Source organism: Nocardia sp. NPDC052001, from assembly GCF_040680615.1.
Taxonomy (GTDB): Bacteria; Actinomycetota; Actinomycetes; order Mycobacteriales; family Mycobacteriaceae; genus Nocardia.
In genome coordinates this window covers 887,476-904,941 of the sequence record NZ_JBFAXC010000002.1, presented here as the reverse complement: position 1 = coordinate 904,941, position 17,466 = coordinate 887,476, and the positions used below count along the sequence as shown (strand labels likewise).

Below are 17,466 nucleotides of genomic sequence, written 5' to 3'. Positions count from 1 at the left end.
TTGTGCCGCGCGTGATTGTAGTTACGGCAGCGTAGGTCAGGCCGGTTGCCGGTGCACCACGGCTACCGGAATCTCCCGAGTGGTGTTGCGCCGGTACTCGTCGAACTGGGGCATGACCGCGACCATGCGATCGTACAGCTCCGCCCGCTCCGCGCCGGAGGTGAATTCGGCTTTGCCCGTGTAGGTTTCGGTTCCCAGCTCGACCGTCAGCTCCGGATTCGCGCGCAGATTGTGGTACCAGGCCGGATGCTTGTCCGCGCCGCCGTTGGAGGCGATCAGCACGATCCGGTCACCGTCGGCCACGTACACCAGCGGACTGGTGATGGACCGCCCGGACTTCGCGCCGGTCGTGGTGATGAGCACCAGGCTTTTATTGCCCTCGAACGGCCCGCCTACCTTGCCACCGTTCGCGCGAAATTCCTGGATCACATTTTCATTGAAGGCGTTCATCGCACCCGTCCTGTCGCTGTCGTCGTACGGTCTCCCGGCACCAACCCGGGGTGCGCCGACGAAATTCCGCGCCTACCGAATCTGGGATCCGGACAACACCGTCGCCACCATGCGGCGCACCGCGACGGCGTCCGGCGGTGTGCCGGTGCGGTCGGCGAAGAGCAGATGTCCCGCGCCGATCAGGGTGGGGGCGAGGGCGTCCACATCGGCGTCGGGGGTGAGGCGGCCCAATTCGCGTTCGGCGGTGAGGTATTCGGAGACCATGACGGTCGCGTCCGATAGCAGTGGGACGCCGATCGGGCGGGTGCGGCGCAGCCGGGTGCGTAGTTCGTCGCGGAAGATGATCAGACTCACGATGGCCACCGCGACGGGGCCGAAGACCTTGGTGACGGCATCGGCGAGATTGTCGTCGACGGTGCCCGTGCCCGCGGCGTCACGCAGTTCGGTTGCGTCGCGGGCGAGTTGGGCGATTCGGTCCCGGACCAGTTCGGCGAGGAAATCGTCGAAATCGGAGAAGTGGCGGTGCAGTACGCCTTTCGCGCAGCCCGCCTCATCGGTGACGGCGCGACTGGTCAAACCGCTGGGACCCGCGCGCAGCAGCACGCGTTCGGCGGCGGCGAACAGTTGTTCGCGAACGTCACGGAGGGCTATACCGGTGGGCACCGTAAATCCTTCTCTCACAGGGCGATCGTTGACGAGTGGGCAGGTGCCCACTAGAGTGGGCGCATGCCCACAATACCGCCGGAACCGGTGGTTCCGCGTGCACCGGAGCCGCATACGCATCGCGATGTCGCCGAATCGTTCGGGGTGGACGCCGCACGGTACAACCGGACCCGCCCGCACTATCCCGAGGCCATGATCGGGCAGCTGGCCGCCGCCGGCCCGGGTCCGCGCGTGCTCGATATCGGCTGCGGCACAGGCATATCGGCGCGGCAACTACAGGCCGCTGGATGCGCGGTACTGGGCGTCGAACCCGATGCGCGCATGGCGGAATTCGCGCGCGGTACCGGGGTCGAGGTCGAGGTCGGCACCTTCGAGACCTGGGATCCCGCCGGTCGGGAATTCGATATCGTCACCGCCGGGCAGGCGTGGCATTGGGTCGATCCGGTAATCGGTGCCGCAAAAGCCGCGGACGTGCTGCGCCCGGCGGGCAGGTTCGCCGCGTTCTGGAATGTCGCCGACGCGCCGCCCGAGGTGACGGAGGCTTTCATCACCGCCTATCGGCGAGTGCTACCCGATTCGCCGTTCGATACCGCCGCCATGCGGCGCGGTGCCACCGGCTCCGGCGCGGTCACCGACCGGGCCACCGAGGGGCTGCGTAAGTCGGGCCGGTTCACCGAACCCGAGGTGTGGCGGTTCGAGTGGGAACAGCCTTACACCCGCGCCGAGTACCTGGACCTACTACCGTCCCAGGGCACGCTCACCCAGCTCGCGCCGGAACCGCTGGCGCAGATCCTCGACGGGGTCGGTGCGGCCATCGACGCGCTCGGAGGCCGTGCGGTCGTGCGCTATACGACCGTGGTGGTCACCGCGACGCCCGAGTGAGCGCTATTCGCTGAAGGCGTCACTGTCGAAGCCGTGCGCCTGGGCCACCAGATCGTAGAAAGCCCAGACCCCGCCCCGGTGGTACGAGTCCGGATGCTCCGAACCGCCCAGGAACGGATAGGGCGCGGCTATGTAAACCTCCTCCGACTCGAGCGGTCCGAGGCGACGGCGAATGGCCGAAACATGCTGGGGCTGCAGGATATACGTGATGACATCGGGGTCGAACAGAACCCGATCCACGAAGGCCGACAGATCGTCGAAGGTTCCGTAGACCTTGGTGCCGGGGAAATACGGGTCCAGAATGGCGTATTCGCCGGTACGGGTGCTCATGAGCAGCGCATGACCCAGATCGGTATAGCCGATCACCCGGTCGAAGCGCGGGAACTGCGGTGCCCACGCCGGCATCACCCGATCGAAGTGATGCGGTCCGACGAGTTTGAAAGCAACGCTGGTCACTGGCCATATCCAACCAGAGCGGACGAAACGCTCGGCGGGGGCATCCCGGTAAGGGTCAGTCAGCCTCGTGCACGGCCTCGTAATTCGCCTCGAAGGTGCGCTCGCGGCGGCGTTCGCGCACCTTCCAGACGATCAGGCCCACGATCACCAGTACCGCGACGCCGATGGCGATATCGCGGCCGACGGTCTTGGCGACCCGCTCATAGGAATTGCCCGCGATGAAGCCGAGCACCACGAACGTTGTGCCCCACACGATTCCACCGAACGCGTTGAAGGCGAGGAAGCGGCGGTACGGCATCTTCGAGGTGCCCGCCAGGGCGGGCATCATGGCCCGGAAGAACGCGGTGAAGCGGCCGAGGAAAACCGCCCAGCCACCGCGCCGGGCCAGGAAATCCTGCGCCTGCTCCACCCGCCCGCGATGCTTGTCGAGAATCCGCACGGCCAGCAGTCGCGGACCGACCTTCTTACCGACCTCGTACCCGACGCTGTCGCCCACGATCGCCGCGACCACCACCAGCACGATCATCGCCCAAAGCGCCACGTGCCCTTGACTTGCCGCGACGCCGCCGAGCACCGCGGCGGTCTCCCCGGGCACCACGAATCCGACGAAGATGGCATCCTCGACGAAAACCAGTGCGGTGACTATCAGATAGATCCACACCGGTGCGATGTCCAAGATCCGGTGCAGCAGCGAATTCATGCCGCCACGCTACCCATTGCACCCGTCGCACCGGATATCGAACGCCATACCGGGCTCAGCGCAACGCGGTTCGGGGCTGATGCCGACACCGCCGCCGGTGAGTTCCGAACAGGGTCCGCTATCCAATGCGATCGAGACTTGCTTGGAGTGCACTCCAGCTGATTACCGTTGAGCGCATGAGCAAAGTTTGGTTCATCACCGGGGTCTCACGAGGATTCGGCCGTGAATGGGCGGTGGCGGCGCTGGAGCGCAGGGACAGTGTGGCGGGTACCGCACGCGATTTGAGCACGCTCGATGAGTTGGTCGCGAAGTATCCGGATACCTTCCAGGCGATCCAGCTCGATGTCACCGATCGCGAGGGCGATTTCGCCGCCGTGCGAGCGGCCGCGGATCGGTTCGGGCGGCTCGACGTGGTCGTCAACAATGCGGGGTATGGGCAGTTCGGCATGATCGAGGAACTGTCCGAGGAGGAACTGCGGGCGCAGTTCGAGACGAATGTGTTCGGCGCGCTGTGGGTCACCCAGGCCGCGCTGCCGATTCTGCGGGCGCAGGGGAGCGGGCACATTCTGCAGGTGTCCAGCATCGGCGGTATCGCCGCCTTCCTGAACCTGGGCGCGTATCACGCGTCCAAGTGGGCGCTGGAGGGCTTCTCCCAGTCCCTCGCGCAGGAGGTCGCGCCATTCGGGATTCAGGTAACCCTCATCGAGCCGGGCGGTTTCGGCACCGACTGGGCCGGTGCGTCCGCCAAGCACGCCACGCCGATCGAGGCGTATGAACCCGCTCGTGCGGCGCGGGCGGCTCAGCGAGCGCGCAACCAGCCCGGTGATCCGACGGCCACCGGCGAGGCGATCCTGAAGGTAGTCGACGCCGACAAGCCGCCGCTGCGCATCTTCCTGGGTGAGAACCCGCTCGCCATGGCGACCGCGGAATACGAATCCCGGCTGGCGACCTGGCGCGAATGGCAGCCGGTTTCGGCTGCGGCACAGGGCAACTGAGCCCGGTCAGCGGCGCAGGCCACCGCGCCAGCCGCGCACGGCCAGCAGCACGCCGGCGATGAAGACGATCGGTCCGATGATCGACCAGGTGACGGTGCCGGTCATCGGACTGCCGGAGACCACGCCGAAGCCCTGGAGCGCCCAGAGCCCTCCGGCCAGGGCGAGGATGACACCGAGCGCGACGAGGATGGGGCTGCGCATAGCCGGGCCTTTCGTTGGCACCGCGCGGAAGCGGTTCTCGACACCACCGTAGCCGCCCCGAGTGGGCGCGGCGGCGCACGCGGTGGATAGTGGAGTCGTGCCCGCCGACAAGGCTTCCCAGCCCCCCGATCCAGGCGCACCCGTCGGACGCCGGGTGGTGCTGGGGCTGCTGGCCGCCGGGGCGGCCGGGGTGCTGGGCGGGGCCTCGATTCAACGGGGCCTCGCGGCGGTGCTCGGACCCATCGGCAATCACGATCCGACGGGGCTCATCGGGCTGTTGCCGGTGGGCAATACCTTCCGGTTCTACTCGGTGACCCGCGGCGCGCCGAGACGCGATGAGAGCAACTATCGGCTCGATATCACCGGGCTGGTAGACAACCCGCGCAGTCACACGCTCCCGGAGTTGCGCGCGCGGCCGCAGACCACGCTGGTGCGCGACTTCCAGTGCGTCACCGGCTGGCGGGTGCCCGAAGTCCATTGGCGCGGAGTGCGTTTGGCCGATCTGCTGGACGACGCGGGTGTCAAGAACACGGCGACCGCGGTGCGATTCACCTCCTTCGACGGCACCTATACCGAGAGCCTGACCCTCGATCAAGCCCGGCGCGATGACGTCATCGTCGCCCTGGAAATGATCGACGGACCGGTCAGCCACGATCACGGCGGGCCGGTTCGGCTGTATGTTGCGCCCATGTACGGCTACAAGAGCTGTAAATGGCTCTCCGGAATCGAGCTGACCAGCGACGTCGTTCCCGGCTATTGGGAGCGCCGGGGCTATTCGATCGACGGCTGGGTCGGCGCGTCGAACGGGCGTGATGATGACCCGACCAGCTGAGCTGCACCGCTTCGGGCGGGTCGAACGCTGGGTGCACTGGCTGGTCGCGGTGCTCGTGCTGATCTGCATAGCCACCGCCGCCATCCTGTACAACGGCTCGCTCGCGGTACTGGTGGGCAATCGGCACATCGTCGAATTGGTGCACGTCTATTCGGGTTTCGCGCTGCCCGTGCCGATCCTGCTCGGTCTCGTCTCGCGGGCCTACCGCGCCGATCTGTCCCGGCTGAACCGATTCACCGCCGCGGATCGACTGTGGTTCCGATCCAAGGCGCGCCGACTGTTCGGCACCGATGTCGGGAAATTCAATGCCGGGCAGAAACTCAATGCCGCGCTGAGTGCCGGATCGATCTTCGTCCTGTTCGGCACCGGCATCATCATGTACTTCCCGGACTGGACCCGTCTGGTCTGGCGCACCGGCGCGACCCTCATGCACGACTGGTTCGCGCTGGCGTTCGGCGTTCTCGTGGTCGGACATGTCATGTACGCGCTGCGCGATCGAGAAGCCATGCGCGGCATGCTCACCGGCACCGTCTCGCGGCGGTGGGCCGACCGTGAGCACATGCTGTGGGCCGCCGAGCACGACTCCACCGACGAGACATCCTGAGACCCGGTCACCGGGAACTCCACCCGCTGTGGCCCCCGTCACGGCTAGCTTCGACATAGCCCCGTCGCACGGCGGGGCCGAGGTCGTGAGTTGGTTCGAAAGGTGCGGGCATGTCGCACAAGGTTGTTCAGCGGGTCGAGGAGCTCGCCGCCCAGCTGGCGGCGCACGCCGAGGAGACCGAGCGGGCGGGCAAACTGTCCGAGAAGAGCGTCGCGCTGGTACGCGAGGCCGGGGTGATGCGAATGCTGCAACCCACCGAATTCGGCGGATACGCCGCACATCCCAGGGATTTCGCCGAAGCGGTGATGGCGACCGCCGCGGCCTGCGGCTCCACCGGCTGGGTGTGCGGGGTCGGCGGTGTGCACCCCTGGGAGATGGCGCTGATGGATCGCCGTCTGCAACAGGAGGTTTGGGGCACCGATCCCGATACCTGGATCGCCTCCCCGTACGCACCGCAGGGCGTGGCCACCCCGACCGACGGCGGCTACATTCTGCGCGGCCGCTGGAGCTTCTCCTCCGGCACCGACCACTGCGATTGGATCTTCCTGGGCGCGCTGGTCGGCAACCCCGACGGCACCCCGGTCATGCCCCCGCGCACCCTGCACGTGGTGCTGCCGCGCGCGGACTACACGATCGTCGACGACTCGTGGGATGTCATCGGGCTGTGCGGAACCGGCAGTAAGGATGTCAGCGTCGACGGCGCGTTCATCCCCGACTACCGCACCATCGATTCGGAGGAGGTGGCCTCGGGAACCATTGCCGCCGATCGCGCCGGGCGCACCGAAACCGTGTACCGGCTGCCGTTCTGGGCCATGTTCCCGCTCGGCATCACCGCCGCGGTCATCGGCATCGCCGAGGGCGCGCTGGCGGCGCATCTGGACTATCAGCGCAATCGCATCACCGCGATGGGCACGGCCATCAAGGATGATCCGTATGTGCTGTACGCCATCTCCGAGGCGGCCTCGGAGATCGCCGCCTCGCGTTCGCAACTGCTCGACGGCATCAGCCGCCTCTACGATCTCGCCGACGCGGGCAAGGCCATCGCCTTCGAGGACCGATCGGTGGTGCGCCGCAATCAGGTTCGCTCGGCCTGGCGGGCGGTATCGGCCGTGGACGAGATCTTCGCGCGCTCCGGCGGTAACGCGGTGCGCAAGAACAATGCGCTACAGCGTTTCTGGCGTGACGCGCACGTGGGATTGCAGCACGCCATCCACATTCCGGGATCGATCTACCACTCCGATGCGCTGACCTCGATGGGTGTCGAGCCACAGGGCATGCTGCGCGCACTGATCTGATACGGGTCGTCAGTGCACCAGTGCGGCCTCCCAGGCCCGGTCCTGGAGGTTCGGGGCACGGAGTCGCTCGGGTAGCGATGCGGGTTTGCCCTTGCTCTCGAAGAATTGGCCGCTGCCAACACTTTCCAGGGCCAGGCGGAGGGGCACCCGGGCCGCTCTGTCCGGCCGTGCGCGCTTTTGAACGGCGCGCACGATCGGCCAGATGAAACGCCAGGCGGGGACGGTCTCGGGGGTGAGCTGCCGGACGCCGGGGGTCCAGGCGGTTCCGGGGTTGACCGCATTGATCGATCGATCGTCGGCGGCCTGCCGGGCGAGCGAGAGCATGGCCAGCAGGTTCAATTGTTTGGCTCGGGCGTAGGCACCGATCGCGGTGTAGGTGTCGGGCTCGGTGAACGGGTCGCCCTTGTGCATGAGCAGTGCGCTGGAGACGATCTGCACGATGCGTGCGTTCGGGGTGAGGATGGGCAACAGCGCATCGGTGAGAGTGATCGGGCCGAGGTAGTTGAGCGCCGAGATGACCTCGTGCCCTTCCGAATTCAGCGTTCGATTCGGAAACGCCATACCGCCGACATTGTTCACGAGAATGTCGAGTTCGCCGGTGGTCCGCGCGACCGCCGCGGCCAGTTCGAGGTTTCCGTGCACCGTCGCGTGTTCGGCGGTCAGGAACGTCGCGCCGGTCTGGGCCGCGAACGCCGCACCGCGCGCGGCGTCGCGCCCGGTCACCAGCACCTGCGCGCCCGAGCCGACGAGTCCGATCGCGATCTCGCGGCCGATCCCCTCGGTGCCGCCGGTGACGAGCGCCCTCATGATCGGGCCCGCGGTGAGTTCAAGGACAGAGATGCCATGACAACTCCAAAGAATGAGTGATTCGCAGGTCGAACGCTAACTTCGGCGGGTGGCGGCCCACATCCGCCGCCAGCCGTAATCGGCGGTACGCCGCTGCGCGCAGGTCCCTTCGAATCGACTCGTGCAAACAAAAAGAGCCCTCCCGAAGGAGAGCTCTTTTCTGTGTCGAGAGGGGGACTTGAACCCCCACGCCCAATAAGGGCACTAGCACCTCAAGCTAGCGCGTCTGCCATTCCGCCACCCCGACTCGGTGTGCTCGACAACAGTAGCCGAGGATGTGGGAAAAACAGAAATCGGCTGGTAGCGGGCGGTTTCGGACTACTTCCTGATGAAGATTCCGGCGATGTCGGCGTTCTTGATCGGGGTTTCGCCATTGGCCTGGATCTGGCACAGGGTCTGCACCGAGGCCATGCCGATGTCCACATTGGTGCCGGACGGCTCGTTCTGAGTGTTGGTCTGCTGCTTGATGAACTTGGTGATGGTGATGCGCTGGGTGTCCGCATCCTGCTTGAGGTAGTCGGTGCATTTGGTGTCGCCGCCCTGGTTCACAGCGGTTTTGATCTCGCTGCAGCCGGACATCAGGGTGACGGCGAACGCGGCGGCGGCGAGCCCGGCGGTCCAGCGCATGGTCTTCATCGGTATGTCCCTCGGGGTAGCGCGCGACGGTGTCCGACCGCCGCGATCGACCGCCACTGTAGAACGGCGCGACCATTCGGCAATCCTGGCTGGACCCTGATATTCAATGGATTTGATGTGATTTGCGTCACATTTCACCGCACGTTCGGGGGTATGTGGATGGCATGGTGAGAGGTATGTCCGCTGCTTCCGCTGAAACGATTCGGGTCCTCGGCGCCCGCGAGCACAATCTGCGCAACGTCTCCCTCGACATCCCCAAGAACAAGATCACCGTCTTCACCGGCGTCTCCGGTTCGGGCAAGTCCTCCATCGTGTTCGACACCATCGCCATCGAATCCCAGCGCCAGCTGTACGCCACCTTCCCGGCGTTCATCCTGAACTTCCTGCCGCGCTATGAGCGGCCGCACGCGGAGGCCATCGAGAATCTCACCGCGCCGGTGATCATCGACCAGAAGTCGGTGGGCGGGGGACCGCGCTCGACGGTCGGGACCATGACCGATATCTACGCGCTCATTCGCGCGCTCTTCGCCCGATTCGGTTCGCCGTCCACCGGGCTGGTGTACGACTACTCGTTCAATACACCGCAGGGCATGTGCACCGAATGCGACGGCCTGGGCATGACCATCACCGCCGATCCGGACAAGCTGGTGGACCGATCCAAATCGCTCAACGAAGGAGCGATCCTACTGCCCGGATACGGTGTGGGCAGCGGAGATTGGCAGCTGTACGGCAATTCCGGGCGCTTCAACCTGGATAAGAAGCTCGCCGACTACAGCGATGCGGAATGGCACGATCTGCTGCACGGCAGCGGCGGCAAAGTGGAGCTGACTTTCAACAAGGGCACCTGGAAGGCCAATTACGAAGGGCTGGCCGATAAATTCACGCGATCTCGGGTCAAGCGGGACACCTCGGGGCTCTCGGACAAGACCCGGGAGCAGATTCAGAAGTTCCTCACCGAGGGCGTGTGCCCGGCCTGCCACGGGGCTCGGCTCAATGAGAAGGCGCTCGCGACAAAGATCAACGGCCGCAATATCGCCGACTGGACCGGGTTGCAGATCACCGATCTGATCGAGGTGCTCGGCGAGGTCCAGGATCCGGCGGCGCTGGGGCTGGCCGAAGCCACCCGGATCGCGCTCGGGCGGGTCGCCGATATCGGGCTCGGATATCTGAGCCTGGACCGGCCGACCTCGACGCTCTCGGGCGGTGAGGGCCAGCGATTGAAGATGATCAAACATCTGGGGAGCACGCTGGTCGGGATGACCTACATCTTCGATGAGCCGAGCGTGGGATTGCATCCGCGCGATGTCGGACGGCTCAATCGCATGCTGGAAGCGCTGCGCGACAAGGGCAATACGGTGCTGGTCGTCGAACATGATCCGGATGTCATCCAGATCGCCGATCACATCGTCGATGTCGGGCCGCGCGCCGGAGCGCACGGCGGGGAGATCATGTTCACCGGCAGTTTCGCGGAGCTGCGGGCGGCGCAGACGCTCACCGGGCAGGCGCTGCGGCGGGCGTTCACGGTCAAAGAGGCATTCCGTGCAGCCAATGGTGAACTGCGCGTGGACAATGCGAGCGCGCACAATCTGAAGAACGTCTCCGTCGGGGTTCCGACCGGAATTCTCACCGCCATCACGGGAGTGGCCGGATCGGGGAAGAGCAGTCTGATCCGCGATGAGTTCATGGCGCGCTATCCGGACTCGGTATTCGTCGATCAGTCGGCCATCGCAGCCTCCTCGCGGTCCACACCCGCCACCTACCTGGGTTTGATGGATCCGATTCGCAAGCTCTTCGCCAAGGCCACCGGTAAGCCCGCGAGCCTGTTCAGCTTCAATTCCGATGGCGCGTGCACCGAATGCGGCGGGCGCGGGGTGATCATCACCGAGATCGCGTACATGGATCCGGTGACCACGCATTGCGAATCCTGTGACGGCCGCCGGTTCTCCGAGGAGGTGCTCGGACTCACGCTGCGCGGTAAGTCGATTGCCGATGTGCTGGAGCTCTCGGCCGAGGCCGCCGTCGATTTCTTCTCCGAAAAGGCGCTGAATGCCAAGTTGCGCACCATGAATGCGGTCGGACTCGATTATCTGAGCCTCGGACAGGCCATGAGCACGCTCTCCGGCGGTGAACGCCAGCGCATCAAACTCGCCACCCAATTGCAGAACAGCGGGGCGGTGTACGTCCTGGACGAGCCCACCACCGGACTGCACATGTCCGATGTCGACACGCTGCTGCGGCTGATGGACGGCCTGGTCGAGCGCGGGAATACCGTCGTGGTGATCGAGCACAATCTCGATGTGGTCGCGCACGCCGACTGGGTCATCGACCTGGGTCCGGACGGCGGCAAGAACGGCGGCGAGATCGTATTCACCGGTACCCCGGCCGAATTGCTACGGCATCCGGACTCGCTGACCGGTGCGTACCTGCGGCTCTACAAGGACGGCTCCGCGGTACGCGGAAACTGAGATGCGCTGGCAGTGACTGCCATTCGGCATCGACTGCGCCCCGCCGGATTCGAAGTGGCGGGGCCGCAGTGCTTTCCGGTCAGTATGCGGGGGATTCGGCGTTGATCGCCGCGCGCCAGATGCGGGCTTCGGTGGGATTGCCGCGACGGTCCAGGACGTCGGCCAGCCCTGCCATGGCGCGGGTATTGCCGTGCTCGGCGGCGATGCGCCACCACTGTTCGGATTCGGCGAGCTGGCCCAGGCGCAACAGCACCACGGCCAGGTCGTAGGCGGCGCTCATATTTCCCAAACCGGCTGCCTGTCGCCATAATTCGCAGGCTTTGCGGTCGTCGCCGCGATGGTGCAGGGCCACGCCGAGGTCGTAGAGCGCGCCGGTGTAGCGTCCGGCGTCCGCGGGCGGAATGGGGTCGGGCGGGGTGGGGGCGGTGGCCAGTTCGACCACGAGTTCGGTGAAGTCGGGCGGGCCGACGCCGGTGCTGCAATGCAGCACCAGGCACGATCTCTCGCGGGTGATGAGCATGCCGTAATTGCCGGACCAGGAGACCACCTCGCCGAATTCGTCGACCCAGACCGGGGTCAGCGAGATGGCGGCATCCCTGGAGTCGGGGCGGACGTGCAGTTCGATGCCGCCGGACATGGCGTCGGCCCAGACGTCAACCCCACTCAACTGGCGGCCGTTCAGGAGTACGTGCCCGCTCTCCACGGCCAATCCCATACCCACCCCGCGTACCCCGCGGCGCGGTGCGGCCGAGCGCAGGGTGAGCGTGACGGTGGTGGGGGAGATGCCCACGCTCTGCGAATGCAGCGGGTAGACCTTCGCGCCGTTCCAGGTCAGCGGCTCGGAACTGTCGTATCGGTGCGCCAGCGGTGGTTCATCGGTGGCCCACCCGGCGTACTGATACGAGTTTGTCATCTGCCCCGCCTTTCACCGGTGCGCGTGCGGTGTTCCGGCCCACCGTAATACCGATCCCGGCCGATGAGCGGCGTATTTGCCAGGTGACTTTTTCAGCAAACTTCTGGACAATTGACCGGCGATACGAGACGGTTTCGGCAGGTCGCTCGACGTGTTGAGCCGAAACACGCGGTGTGTCGTACCGGTTGCGGGCCTGGCGTCATGTTTACTCGACGCCGACGTACCAGCGAACGAGTGAAAGGTAAGGACATATGGCTCTGCCCACCATGACCCCCGAACAACGCTCTGAGGCGCTGGCCAAAGCCGCCGCGGTGCGCAAGGCCCGCTCGGAGTTGATCGCGCAGGTCAAGCAGGGATCGGTCAGTCTGGCGGAGGTTCTCAAGCGCGCAGACAAGGAAGACCTGGTCAAGAAGACCAAGGTAGCGGCCGTGATCAAGGCGCTCCCGGGAATCGGCCCCGTCAAGGCGGCCAAGTTGATGGATGAGGCGGAAATCCCGGCCGATCGTCGTATCGGTGGCCTGGGCTCTCGCCAGCGCGCTGCTCTGCTGGAGGCGTTGAGCGCCTGAGTTTCGGGGGGTCGCCGGCCGGGCCGCACATCAGCCCGGCGGCAACCGCTCCCGCCGCTCCGACGTCTCCTCCACCGCGCGATAAACGGGTTGCGACCGGGATGGATGATTTTGTACCGGACCATCGCATCCGATAACCTGGCTGAGCACACCGGTCCGGGTGGCGGAATGGCAGACGCGCTAGCTTGAGGTGCTAGTGCCCGTATTAGGGCGTGGGGGTTCAAGTCCCCCTCCGGACACACCAAGGCGTGAATTCCTGTTGAATGACACAGGGATTCACGCCATTTTTTATCGCTGTGGGGTTCGGAGGTTCAGGTGGAGCAGGTCTTTCAGGTTGATCTGCGCGGAATTGTGGATTTGCTGAGTCACCACCTGTACGGCAGTCCGCGGGTATATGTGCGCGAGTTGCTGCAGAACGCGGTGGACGCGATCACCGCGCGCCGAGCTCTCGAATCGGACGCACCCGCCGTGATACGGATCGAAACACCGGATATCACCGGAGACGGCAGCATTCGGGTGCACGACAGCGGGATCGGGTTGACCGAATCCGAGGTGCACACTTTTCTCGCGACCATCGGCCGCAGCGCCAAACGCGATGAACTCGGGTTCGCCAGGCATGAATTCCTCGGACAGTTCGGCATCGGCCTGCTGTCGTGCTTCATGATCGCCGATCAGGCGCTGGTGGTGACCCGGTCCGCGAAGGGCGGGCCGACCGTGCGCTGGACCGGATACGCCGACGGCCGGTTTCGGGTCGAGACCGTCGAGGACCGCGGCGAGCCCGGCACCACCGTCACCCTGCTGCCGCGATCGGGGATGGAGCAGTGGGCCACCCGCGCCACCGTCGCCGATCTCACGGCCCTGTTCGGTGGTCTGCTCCCGTTCCCGGTGATGGTGGACGGGCAGTCGGGGTCGGATTCCGTATTGCCTTGGCAGGCCAGCCATCCCACCCCGGATGTTCGGCAGGCCGCGCTGGCCGCGTACGCCGAGGACACCTTCGGGTTCACCCCGTTCGCCAGTTTCGACCTGTCCTGCGCCGAGGCCGGGCTCACCGGTGTGGCCTTCGTGCTGCCGCATGCCGCCAATCCGGCCGCGCGCGCCGGACATCGGGTCTATCTCAAACGAATGTTGCTGTCCGAGAACCTCATCGGGTTGCTGCCGGATTGGGCCTTCTTCATCCGCTGTGTGGTGGACACCGGTGAGCTGCGGCCGACGGCCAGCCGCGAGGCGCTCTACGAGGACGATATGCTCGATGCCACTCGCGAGGCGCTCGGTGCGCGGGTTCGGGACTGGCTGGTCGAGCTCGCCACCGCCGATCCCGGCGGACTGGCACGGTTCCTGCAGGTGCACGACATGGGCGTGAAGGCGCTGGCGCTGCACGACGACGATATGCTCCGGCTGGTCGATCGGTGGCTGCCGGTGGAAACCAATGCGGGCCGCATCCCGCTCGCGGAATTCCGCCGCCGCTTCGGCAGCGTGCGCTACACCCCGTCGGTGGAGGAGTTCCGTCAACTCGCGGCGGTATCCAGCGCACAGGGCCTTGGCCTGGTGAACGGCGGCTACTCCTACCTCAGCGAAATCGTGGAGCGATTGCCCGCGATCGATCCCGATATCCGGGTCGCTCGTTTGGATGCCGCCGAACTCGCGACCCATTTCGATCTGGTGGATCCGGCCACCGAACTCGCGCTGCGACCGTTCCTGTCGATCGCGCAGCGCTGCCTGGATCGGCTGGACTGCGAGGTCGCGCTGCGTGGTTTCGATCCGCCGTCGCTGGGTGCGCTGTACCTGCTGGACCGCGATACCGCGCATCGGGCCGAACTGCGGGCCACCCGCGAGGTCGCCGACGAGCTGTGGGCCGATGTACTCGGCGCGTTCGACACCGGCCCGGGTCCGGACCGGCCGCAGCTGCTGCTCAACTACCGCAATCCACTGGTGCGCCGGGTCTGCGGGCTCACCGACCCGGGTCTGGTGACGACGGCGGTGGAGGCGCTCTACAGCCACGCGCTGCTGCTCGGGCAGCATCCGATGCGTCCCGTCGACAGCGCACTGCTGACCAAATCGTTTGTCGGACTGCTCGATTGGGCAGTGCACGATCCGGAGGGGAAAATCTGATGGCGCCCAGCGAGGACGAACTGCGCACGCTACTCACCCAGGCCGACGAACTGCCCGAGGGTGACGGCAAAGACGCCGCGCTGGAACAGATCCTGCGGCACGCCGAGGCCGGTGGCCATTCCATGCTGGCGTTCGAGACGCGCTTGGATCTGGTCAGCGCGTACGCCGGGGGTATGCAGCCGTCGAAGTTGTTCGTACCCTTCGCGCGGTGCCTAGCCGACTACGACAGGAATCCGGCGGAATACCCGGAGTGGGTGGCCTGGCGGTTGCGCTGGTTCTTCAAGTTCGCCGTGCAGGGAATGGTGAATTTTCCGGAGGTGTCCAAGGATCGGGCGCTGGCGGCGCTGGATCAGATGGAGCGGCGTTACAAGTCCGAGGGGCAGAGCCCGAACGCGGTGTACGCGCATCGTCATCGCGTCAGCCTGCATCTGGGTGATCTGACGGCCGCCGAGGACTGGTACGGGCGCTGGTGCACCAGCCCGCGCGACCACAATTCCGACTGCGAGGGCTGCGATCCCAGTCAGAAGGTCGCCTACCTCGCCGGACTCGGACGCGACGGCGAGGCGATCGAGGTGGCCACGCCGGTGCTCGCGGGTGAGCTGACGTGCCGGGAACAACCGCAGACGATCCTCAGCGAGCTGATGCTGCCCTATCTGCGCACCGGACAGTGGGAGCAGGCCCGTAACGCGCATCGCCGGGCCTACCGCATCCTGCGCAACCGGCCGCAGGATCTGGCCACCATGGGCCGGCATCTTGAGTTCTGCGCGCTCTCGGGCAATCATGCCCGCGGCCTGGAAATCCTGGAGCGCCATCTGCCCTGGCTGGATCGTGCGCCGAATCCGCTGGCGGCCATGCAATTCGCCGGATCCGCGGCACTGCTGCTGCGCACGGTCGCCGAGGCCGGGCACGCGGACGCCATGATTCGGCGTCCCGGGCACGCGGATCGGCCCGCCACCGAGCTCACCGCGGGCGCATTGCTCGAGGAGATGCGCGGTCACGCGCTGGCGATCGCCGCACGCTTCGATCAGCGCAACGGCACCGATCGCCAAACCGCTTCGGTGCGTGAGCTGCTCGATCAGAAGCCCGTGGTCGACCAACTGCCGCTGTCGATTTCGGTTCGGCCGGGCCCGGTACTCGACCCGCCCGCCACCGTGGAAGTGCCGAAACTGCCGGTGCTCGAACTTGTCGAACGCCTCGAAGCCGCGCAGGACGCCCAGGCATTGGCCGCGATGGGTCCGCTGTTGCGGCAGCTCGAAGACCACGATCGTGGCGATCCCGTGCTGGCCGGACGGATCGCGACACTTCTTTCGTCCCATGCCGCGAATAGTGGCGAGTACGCGCGCTCGGAAGCATTGCTGCGGCAGGCGGTCGAATTGTTCACCACCGCGGGGGAATCGGAGCGGCGCACGATCGCGGTCTCGCGCCTCGGCGCGAAACTGTGCGGTAGGGGCGATCTGTCCGAGGGCTTGACGCTGCTTCGCGCCGCATACGCGGATCTGGACCGGGTCGCATCCACCAACAGCCGGGTGTGGGTGGTGCTGCGTCTGATCAGCGGACTCGGCGATGCCGTGGATAACGGTCATGATGCCGTCTCCCTCGAGGAGATCGCGGTCCTGCTGGAACAGAGCCGGCAGATCGCGGCGGCATCCGATGATCCGGTGCTGATCGGCGATATCGCCTACGAGCAGATGGAATTCGAGGAGCTTCGACACCGGCACGGGGAGGCACTCGAGGCCGGTGCTCGCGCGCTGGCGGCCTACCGCGCGTCCGGGCCGCCGCTCATGCGGGCGCTCGTCGCGAGCCGGATAGCGGAGGTGCACGCCGGTCGCGGCGACTACGACGCCGGGCTGGTTCTCGTCGAGGAAGCACTGGCCGAGGCGTCGCCGGAGATCCCGGCCGGTGCGCGCGCTCACTTGCACAGACTCCGCGGTCAGCTGCTGCGGCAGGTCGATCGCGACGCCGAAGCGGTCGGCGAACTGCTTGCCGCCCTCACGCTGAGCGACGAACCCGACGAGGCCCCGGCCACGAAATGGGCGCTGGCCGAGGCATATCGCAAGACCGGCCAGCTCATCGACGCCGCCGACGCCGCCGAAGAGGCGATCGCCGGACTCGAGGAGCGGGGTGACCTCCACGCGGCCACCCGCTGCCGGTTCCTGCTCGCCGATCTGCATCGCGCGCTGCGCGAACCCGAGGCGGCGCTGGCGATCTACGACGAAATAATCGAATTTCACAGCGGTACAAGCGATCACGCGGCACTGGGCTACACCCTCGCGCTGACCGCGGATTTCCTCGACGCCCTCGACCGCGACGCCCTGGCCGCCGAGTACTACCGGCGGGCCGCCGAGGCGGCCGAGCTGGCCGAGGATCCACTGCGCGTGTCCTACACCCGCTACAGCGCTGCCCTGTCCTTACATTGGAGCGGCGCGAACGCCGATGCGTTGGCCGCGCTCGACCCGGCCGAACGTGCCATCGCCGCCCTCGCGGCCACCGATCCGGATCCCGAAGTGCTGCACTGGCATACCGCACGATTCGAGCACACTGCCGCGCGCATCCTGTGCCGTGCGGGCCGTCTCGACGAGGCGGTGGCGAGATCGGCAACCGCCGCGGCCCACTTCCGCTCGATCGGCGAGCCCACGAACGCGGCCCGGGTCGATCTCGGCCACGCCCGCATACTGATCGACCTCGACCGCCCGGCCGAGGCGGTGCGCCTGCTCGACGCCACCCTCGCCGAAATCGCCGCCGACGACGACTCCCTCCGCCCCGCCCTGATCGAAGCCCTGGCGCATGCCCGCGCCCAACTCTGAGACGCCCCGACATAGGTATCCGGCGTTCGAAGCGGCCGGAGTCGGCTCG

17 protein-coding genes and 2 tRNA genes are annotated in these 17,466 nt (G+C 66.4%); 10 read left to right on the top strand and 9 right to left on the bottom strand.

The genetic code is table 11. The features are described 5' to 3' along the window. Positions 1-36: 36 nt before the first annotated feature. Entirely contained in the window at positions 37-450 is a 414-nt protein-coding gene (locus tag AB0L82_RS12450; RefSeq protein ID WP_364634296.1) for a nitroreductase family deazaflavin-dependent oxidoreductase, read from the bottom strand. A 72-nt stretch (positions 451-522) separates the two neighbouring features. Further along, complete coding sequence (locus AB0L82_RS12445) at positions 523-1,113, bottom strand: TetR/AcrR family transcriptional regulator (RefSeq protein ID WP_364634293.1); 591 nt, start codon at positions 1,111-1,113, stop codon at positions 523-525. Between the two features lie 63 nt (positions 1,114-1,176). Between AB0L82_RS12445 and AB0L82_RS12440 the strand changes: the two genes are divergently transcribed. Continuing rightward, positions 1,177-1,995 carry a class I SAM-dependent methyltransferase gene (locus AB0L82_RS12440; RefSeq protein ID WP_364634290.1) on the top strand — a complete coding sequence of 273 codons (819 nt, stop codon included), beginning with the start codon at positions 1,177-1,179 and terminating at the stop codon, positions 1,993-1,995. Between the two features lie 3 nt (positions 1,996-1,998). On the opposite strand, the gene AB0L82_RS12435 is transcribed toward AB0L82_RS12440, so the two are convergent. Together AB0L82_RS12435 and AB0L82_RS12430 are read right to left on the bottom strand one after the other, a co-directional pair. Then, positions 1,999-2,451 (bottom strand): T6SS immunity protein Tdi1 domain-containing protein, encoded by a 453-nt coding sequence (locus AB0L82_RS12435; protein WP_364634288.1) that lies wholly within the window; start codon positions 2,449-2,451, stop codon positions 1,999-2,001. A gap of 55 nt (positions 2,452-2,506) precedes the next feature. Next, complete coding sequence (locus tag AB0L82_RS12430; protein WP_364634287.1) at positions 2,507-3,151, bottom strand: DedA family protein; 645 nt, start codon at positions 3,149-3,151, stop codon at positions 2,507-2,509. Between the two features lie 176 nt (positions 3,152-3,327). On the opposite strand from AB0L82_RS12430, the gene AB0L82_RS12425 reads away from it, so the two are divergent. After that, on the top strand, positions 3,328-4,146 hold the full coding sequence (locus AB0L82_RS12425; RefSeq protein WP_364634285.1) for an SDR family oxidoreductase: 819 nt from the start codon (positions 3,328-3,330) through the stop codon (positions 4,144-4,146). A 6-nt stretch (positions 4,147-4,152) separates the two neighbouring features. Here AB0L82_RS12425 and AB0L82_RS12420 read toward each other — a convergent pair whose 3' ends face one another. Continuing rightward, complete coding sequence (locus tag AB0L82_RS12420) at positions 4,153-4,347, bottom strand: hypothetical protein (protein ID WP_364634283.1); 195 nt, start codon at positions 4,345-4,347, stop codon at positions 4,153-4,155. 97 nt (positions 4,348-4,444) lie between these two features. Between AB0L82_RS12420 and AB0L82_RS12415 the strand changes: the two genes are divergently transcribed. The 3 genes from AB0L82_RS12415 to AB0L82_RS12405 all read left to right on the top strand — a co-directional run bounded on the left by AB0L82_RS12415 (position 4,445) and on the right by AB0L82_RS12405 (position 7,078). Further along, a complete protein-coding gene (locus tag AB0L82_RS12415) occupies positions 4,445-5,179 on the top strand; it encodes a molybdopterin-dependent oxidoreductase (protein WP_364634281.1) in 735 nt (244 codons plus the stop codon). Beyond that, positions 5,163-5,783, top strand: a complete 621-nt coding sequence (locus tag AB0L82_RS12410) for a cytochrome b/b6 domain-containing protein (protein WP_364634279.1) — start codon at positions 5,163-5,165, stop codon at positions 5,781-5,783. Before AB0L82_RS12415 ends, AB0L82_RS12410 begins: the two co-directional genes overlap by 17 nt. Positions 5,784-5,893: 110 nt before the next feature. Next, positions 5,894-7,078 carry an acyl-CoA dehydrogenase family protein gene (locus AB0L82_RS12405; RefSeq protein ID WP_364634278.1) on the top strand — a complete coding sequence of 395 codons (1,185 nt, stop codon included), beginning with the start codon at positions 5,894-5,896 and terminating at the stop codon, positions 7,076-7,078. A 9-nt stretch (positions 7,079-7,087) separates the two neighbouring features. Here AB0L82_RS12405 and AB0L82_RS12400 read toward each other — a convergent pair whose 3' ends face one another. The 3 genes from AB0L82_RS12400 to AB0L82_RS12390 form a co-directional block, all read right to left on the bottom strand. Next, the gene (locus tag AB0L82_RS12400) at positions 7,088-7,885 is read right to left on the bottom strand and encodes an SDR family NAD(P)-dependent oxidoreductase (RefSeq protein WP_364634276.1); all 798 of its coding nucleotides are present in this window, start codon (positions 7,883-7,885) and stop codon (positions 7,088-7,090) included. A 202-nt stretch (positions 7,886-8,087) separates the two neighbouring features. Beyond that, positions 8,088-8,171, bottom strand: a tRNA-Leu gene (locus AB0L82_RS12395). A 71-nt stretch (positions 8,172-8,242) separates the two neighbouring features. Further along, on the bottom strand, positions 8,243-8,560 hold the full coding sequence (locus tag AB0L82_RS12390) for a hypothetical protein (protein WP_364634274.1): 318 nt from the start codon (positions 8,558-8,560) through the stop codon (positions 8,243-8,245). A gap of 176 nt (positions 8,561-8,736) precedes the next feature. On the opposite strand from AB0L82_RS12390, the gene AB0L82_RS12385 reads away from it, so the two are divergent. Next, positions 8,737-11,025 carry an excinuclease ABC subunit UvrA gene (locus AB0L82_RS12385; RefSeq protein ID WP_364634272.1) on the top strand — a complete coding sequence of 763 codons (2,289 nt, stop codon included), beginning with the start codon at positions 8,737-8,739 and terminating at the stop codon, positions 11,023-11,025. A 79-nt stretch (positions 11,026-11,104) separates the two neighbouring features. Here the strand turns inward: AB0L82_RS12385 and AB0L82_RS12380 are convergent, their stop codons facing one another. Next, positions 11,105-11,938, bottom strand: coding sequence for a hypothetical protein (locus tag AB0L82_RS12380; protein WP_364634271.1), 834 nt, complete (start codon positions 11,936-11,938; stop codon positions 11,105-11,107). A 251-nt stretch (positions 11,939-12,189) separates the two neighbouring features. On the opposite strand from AB0L82_RS12380, the gene mihF reads away from it, so the two are divergent. The 4 genes from mihF to AB0L82_RS12360 all read left to right on the top strand — a co-directional run bounded on the left by mihF (position 12,190) and on the right by AB0L82_RS12360 (position 17,417). Continuing rightward, positions 12,190-12,504 (top strand): integration host factor, actinobacterial type, encoded by a 315-nt coding sequence (gene mihF / locus AB0L82_RS12375; protein ID WP_067563442.1) that lies wholly within the window; start codon positions 12,190-12,192, stop codon positions 12,502-12,504. 154 nt (positions 12,505-12,658) lie between these two features. After that, positions 12,659-12,743 (top strand) — tRNA-Leu (locus tag AB0L82_RS12370). A 76-nt stretch (positions 12,744-12,819) separates the two neighbouring features. Beyond that, a complete protein-coding gene (locus AB0L82_RS12365; RefSeq protein ID WP_364634270.1) occupies positions 12,820-14,613 on the top strand; it encodes an HSP90 family protein in 1,794 nt (597 codons plus the stop codon). Continuing rightward, entirely contained in the window at positions 14,613-17,417 is a 2,805-nt protein-coding gene (locus AB0L82_RS12360) for a hypothetical protein (RefSeq protein ID WP_364634268.1), read from the top strand. The genes AB0L82_RS12365 and AB0L82_RS12360 overlap by 1 nt, the downstream gene beginning before the upstream one ends. Positions 17,418-17,466: the final 49 nt, after the last annotated feature.

Excerpts from the sequence above, each read along its gene's own strand:
- AB0L82_RS12360 (WP_364634268.1), top strand. The coding sequence starts at position 14,613 with ATGGCGCCCAGCGAGGACGAACTGCGCACGCTACTCACCCAGGCCGAC.
- AB0L82_RS12410 (WP_364634279.1), top strand. The coding sequence starts at position 5,163 with ATGACCCGACCAGCTGAGCTGCACCGCTTCGGGCGGGTCGAACGCTGG.
- AB0L82_RS12385 (WP_364634272.1), top strand. The coding sequence starts at position 8,737 with ATGTCCGCTGCTTCCGCTGAAACGATTCGGGTCCTCGGCGCCCGCGAG.
- AB0L82_RS12425 (WP_364634285.1), top strand. The coding sequence starts at position 3,328 with ATGAGCAAAGTTTGGTTCATCACCGGGGTCTCACGAGGATTCGGCCGT.
- mihF (WP_067563442.1), top strand. The coding sequence starts at position 12,190 with ATGGCTCTGCCCACCATGACCCCCGAACAACGCTCTGAGGCGCTGGCC.
- AB0L82_RS12390 (WP_364634274.1), bottom strand. The coding sequence starts at position 8,560 with ATGAAGACCATGCGCTGGACCGCCGGGCTCGCCGCCGCCGCGTTCGCC.
- AB0L82_RS12405 (WP_364634278.1), top strand. The coding sequence starts at position 5,894 with ATGTCGCACAAGGTTGTTCAGCGGGTCGAGGAGCTCGCCGCCCAGCTG.
- AB0L82_RS12450 (WP_364634296.1), bottom strand. The coding sequence starts at position 450 with ATGAACGCCTTCAATGAAAATGTGATCCAGGAATTTCGCGCGAACGGT.
- AB0L82_RS12440 (WP_364634290.1), top strand. The coding sequence starts at position 1,177 with ATGCCCACAATACCGCCGGAACCGGTGGTTCCGCGTGCACCGGAGCCG.
- AB0L82_RS12380 (WP_364634271.1), bottom strand. The coding sequence starts at position 11,938 with ATGACAAACTCGTATCAGTACGCCGGGTGGGCCACCGATGAACCACCG.
- AB0L82_RS12420 (WP_364634283.1), bottom strand. The coding sequence starts at position 4,347 with ATGCGCAGCCCCATCCTCGTCGCGCTCGGTGTCATCCTCGCCCTGGCC.
- AB0L82_RS12430 (WP_364634287.1), bottom strand. The coding sequence starts at position 3,151 with ATGAATTCGCTGCTGCACCGGATCTTGGACATCGCACCGGTGTGGATC.
- AB0L82_RS12400 (WP_364634276.1), bottom strand. The coding sequence starts at position 7,885 with ATGAGGGCGCTCGTCACCGGCGGCACCGAGGGGATCGGCCGCGAGATC.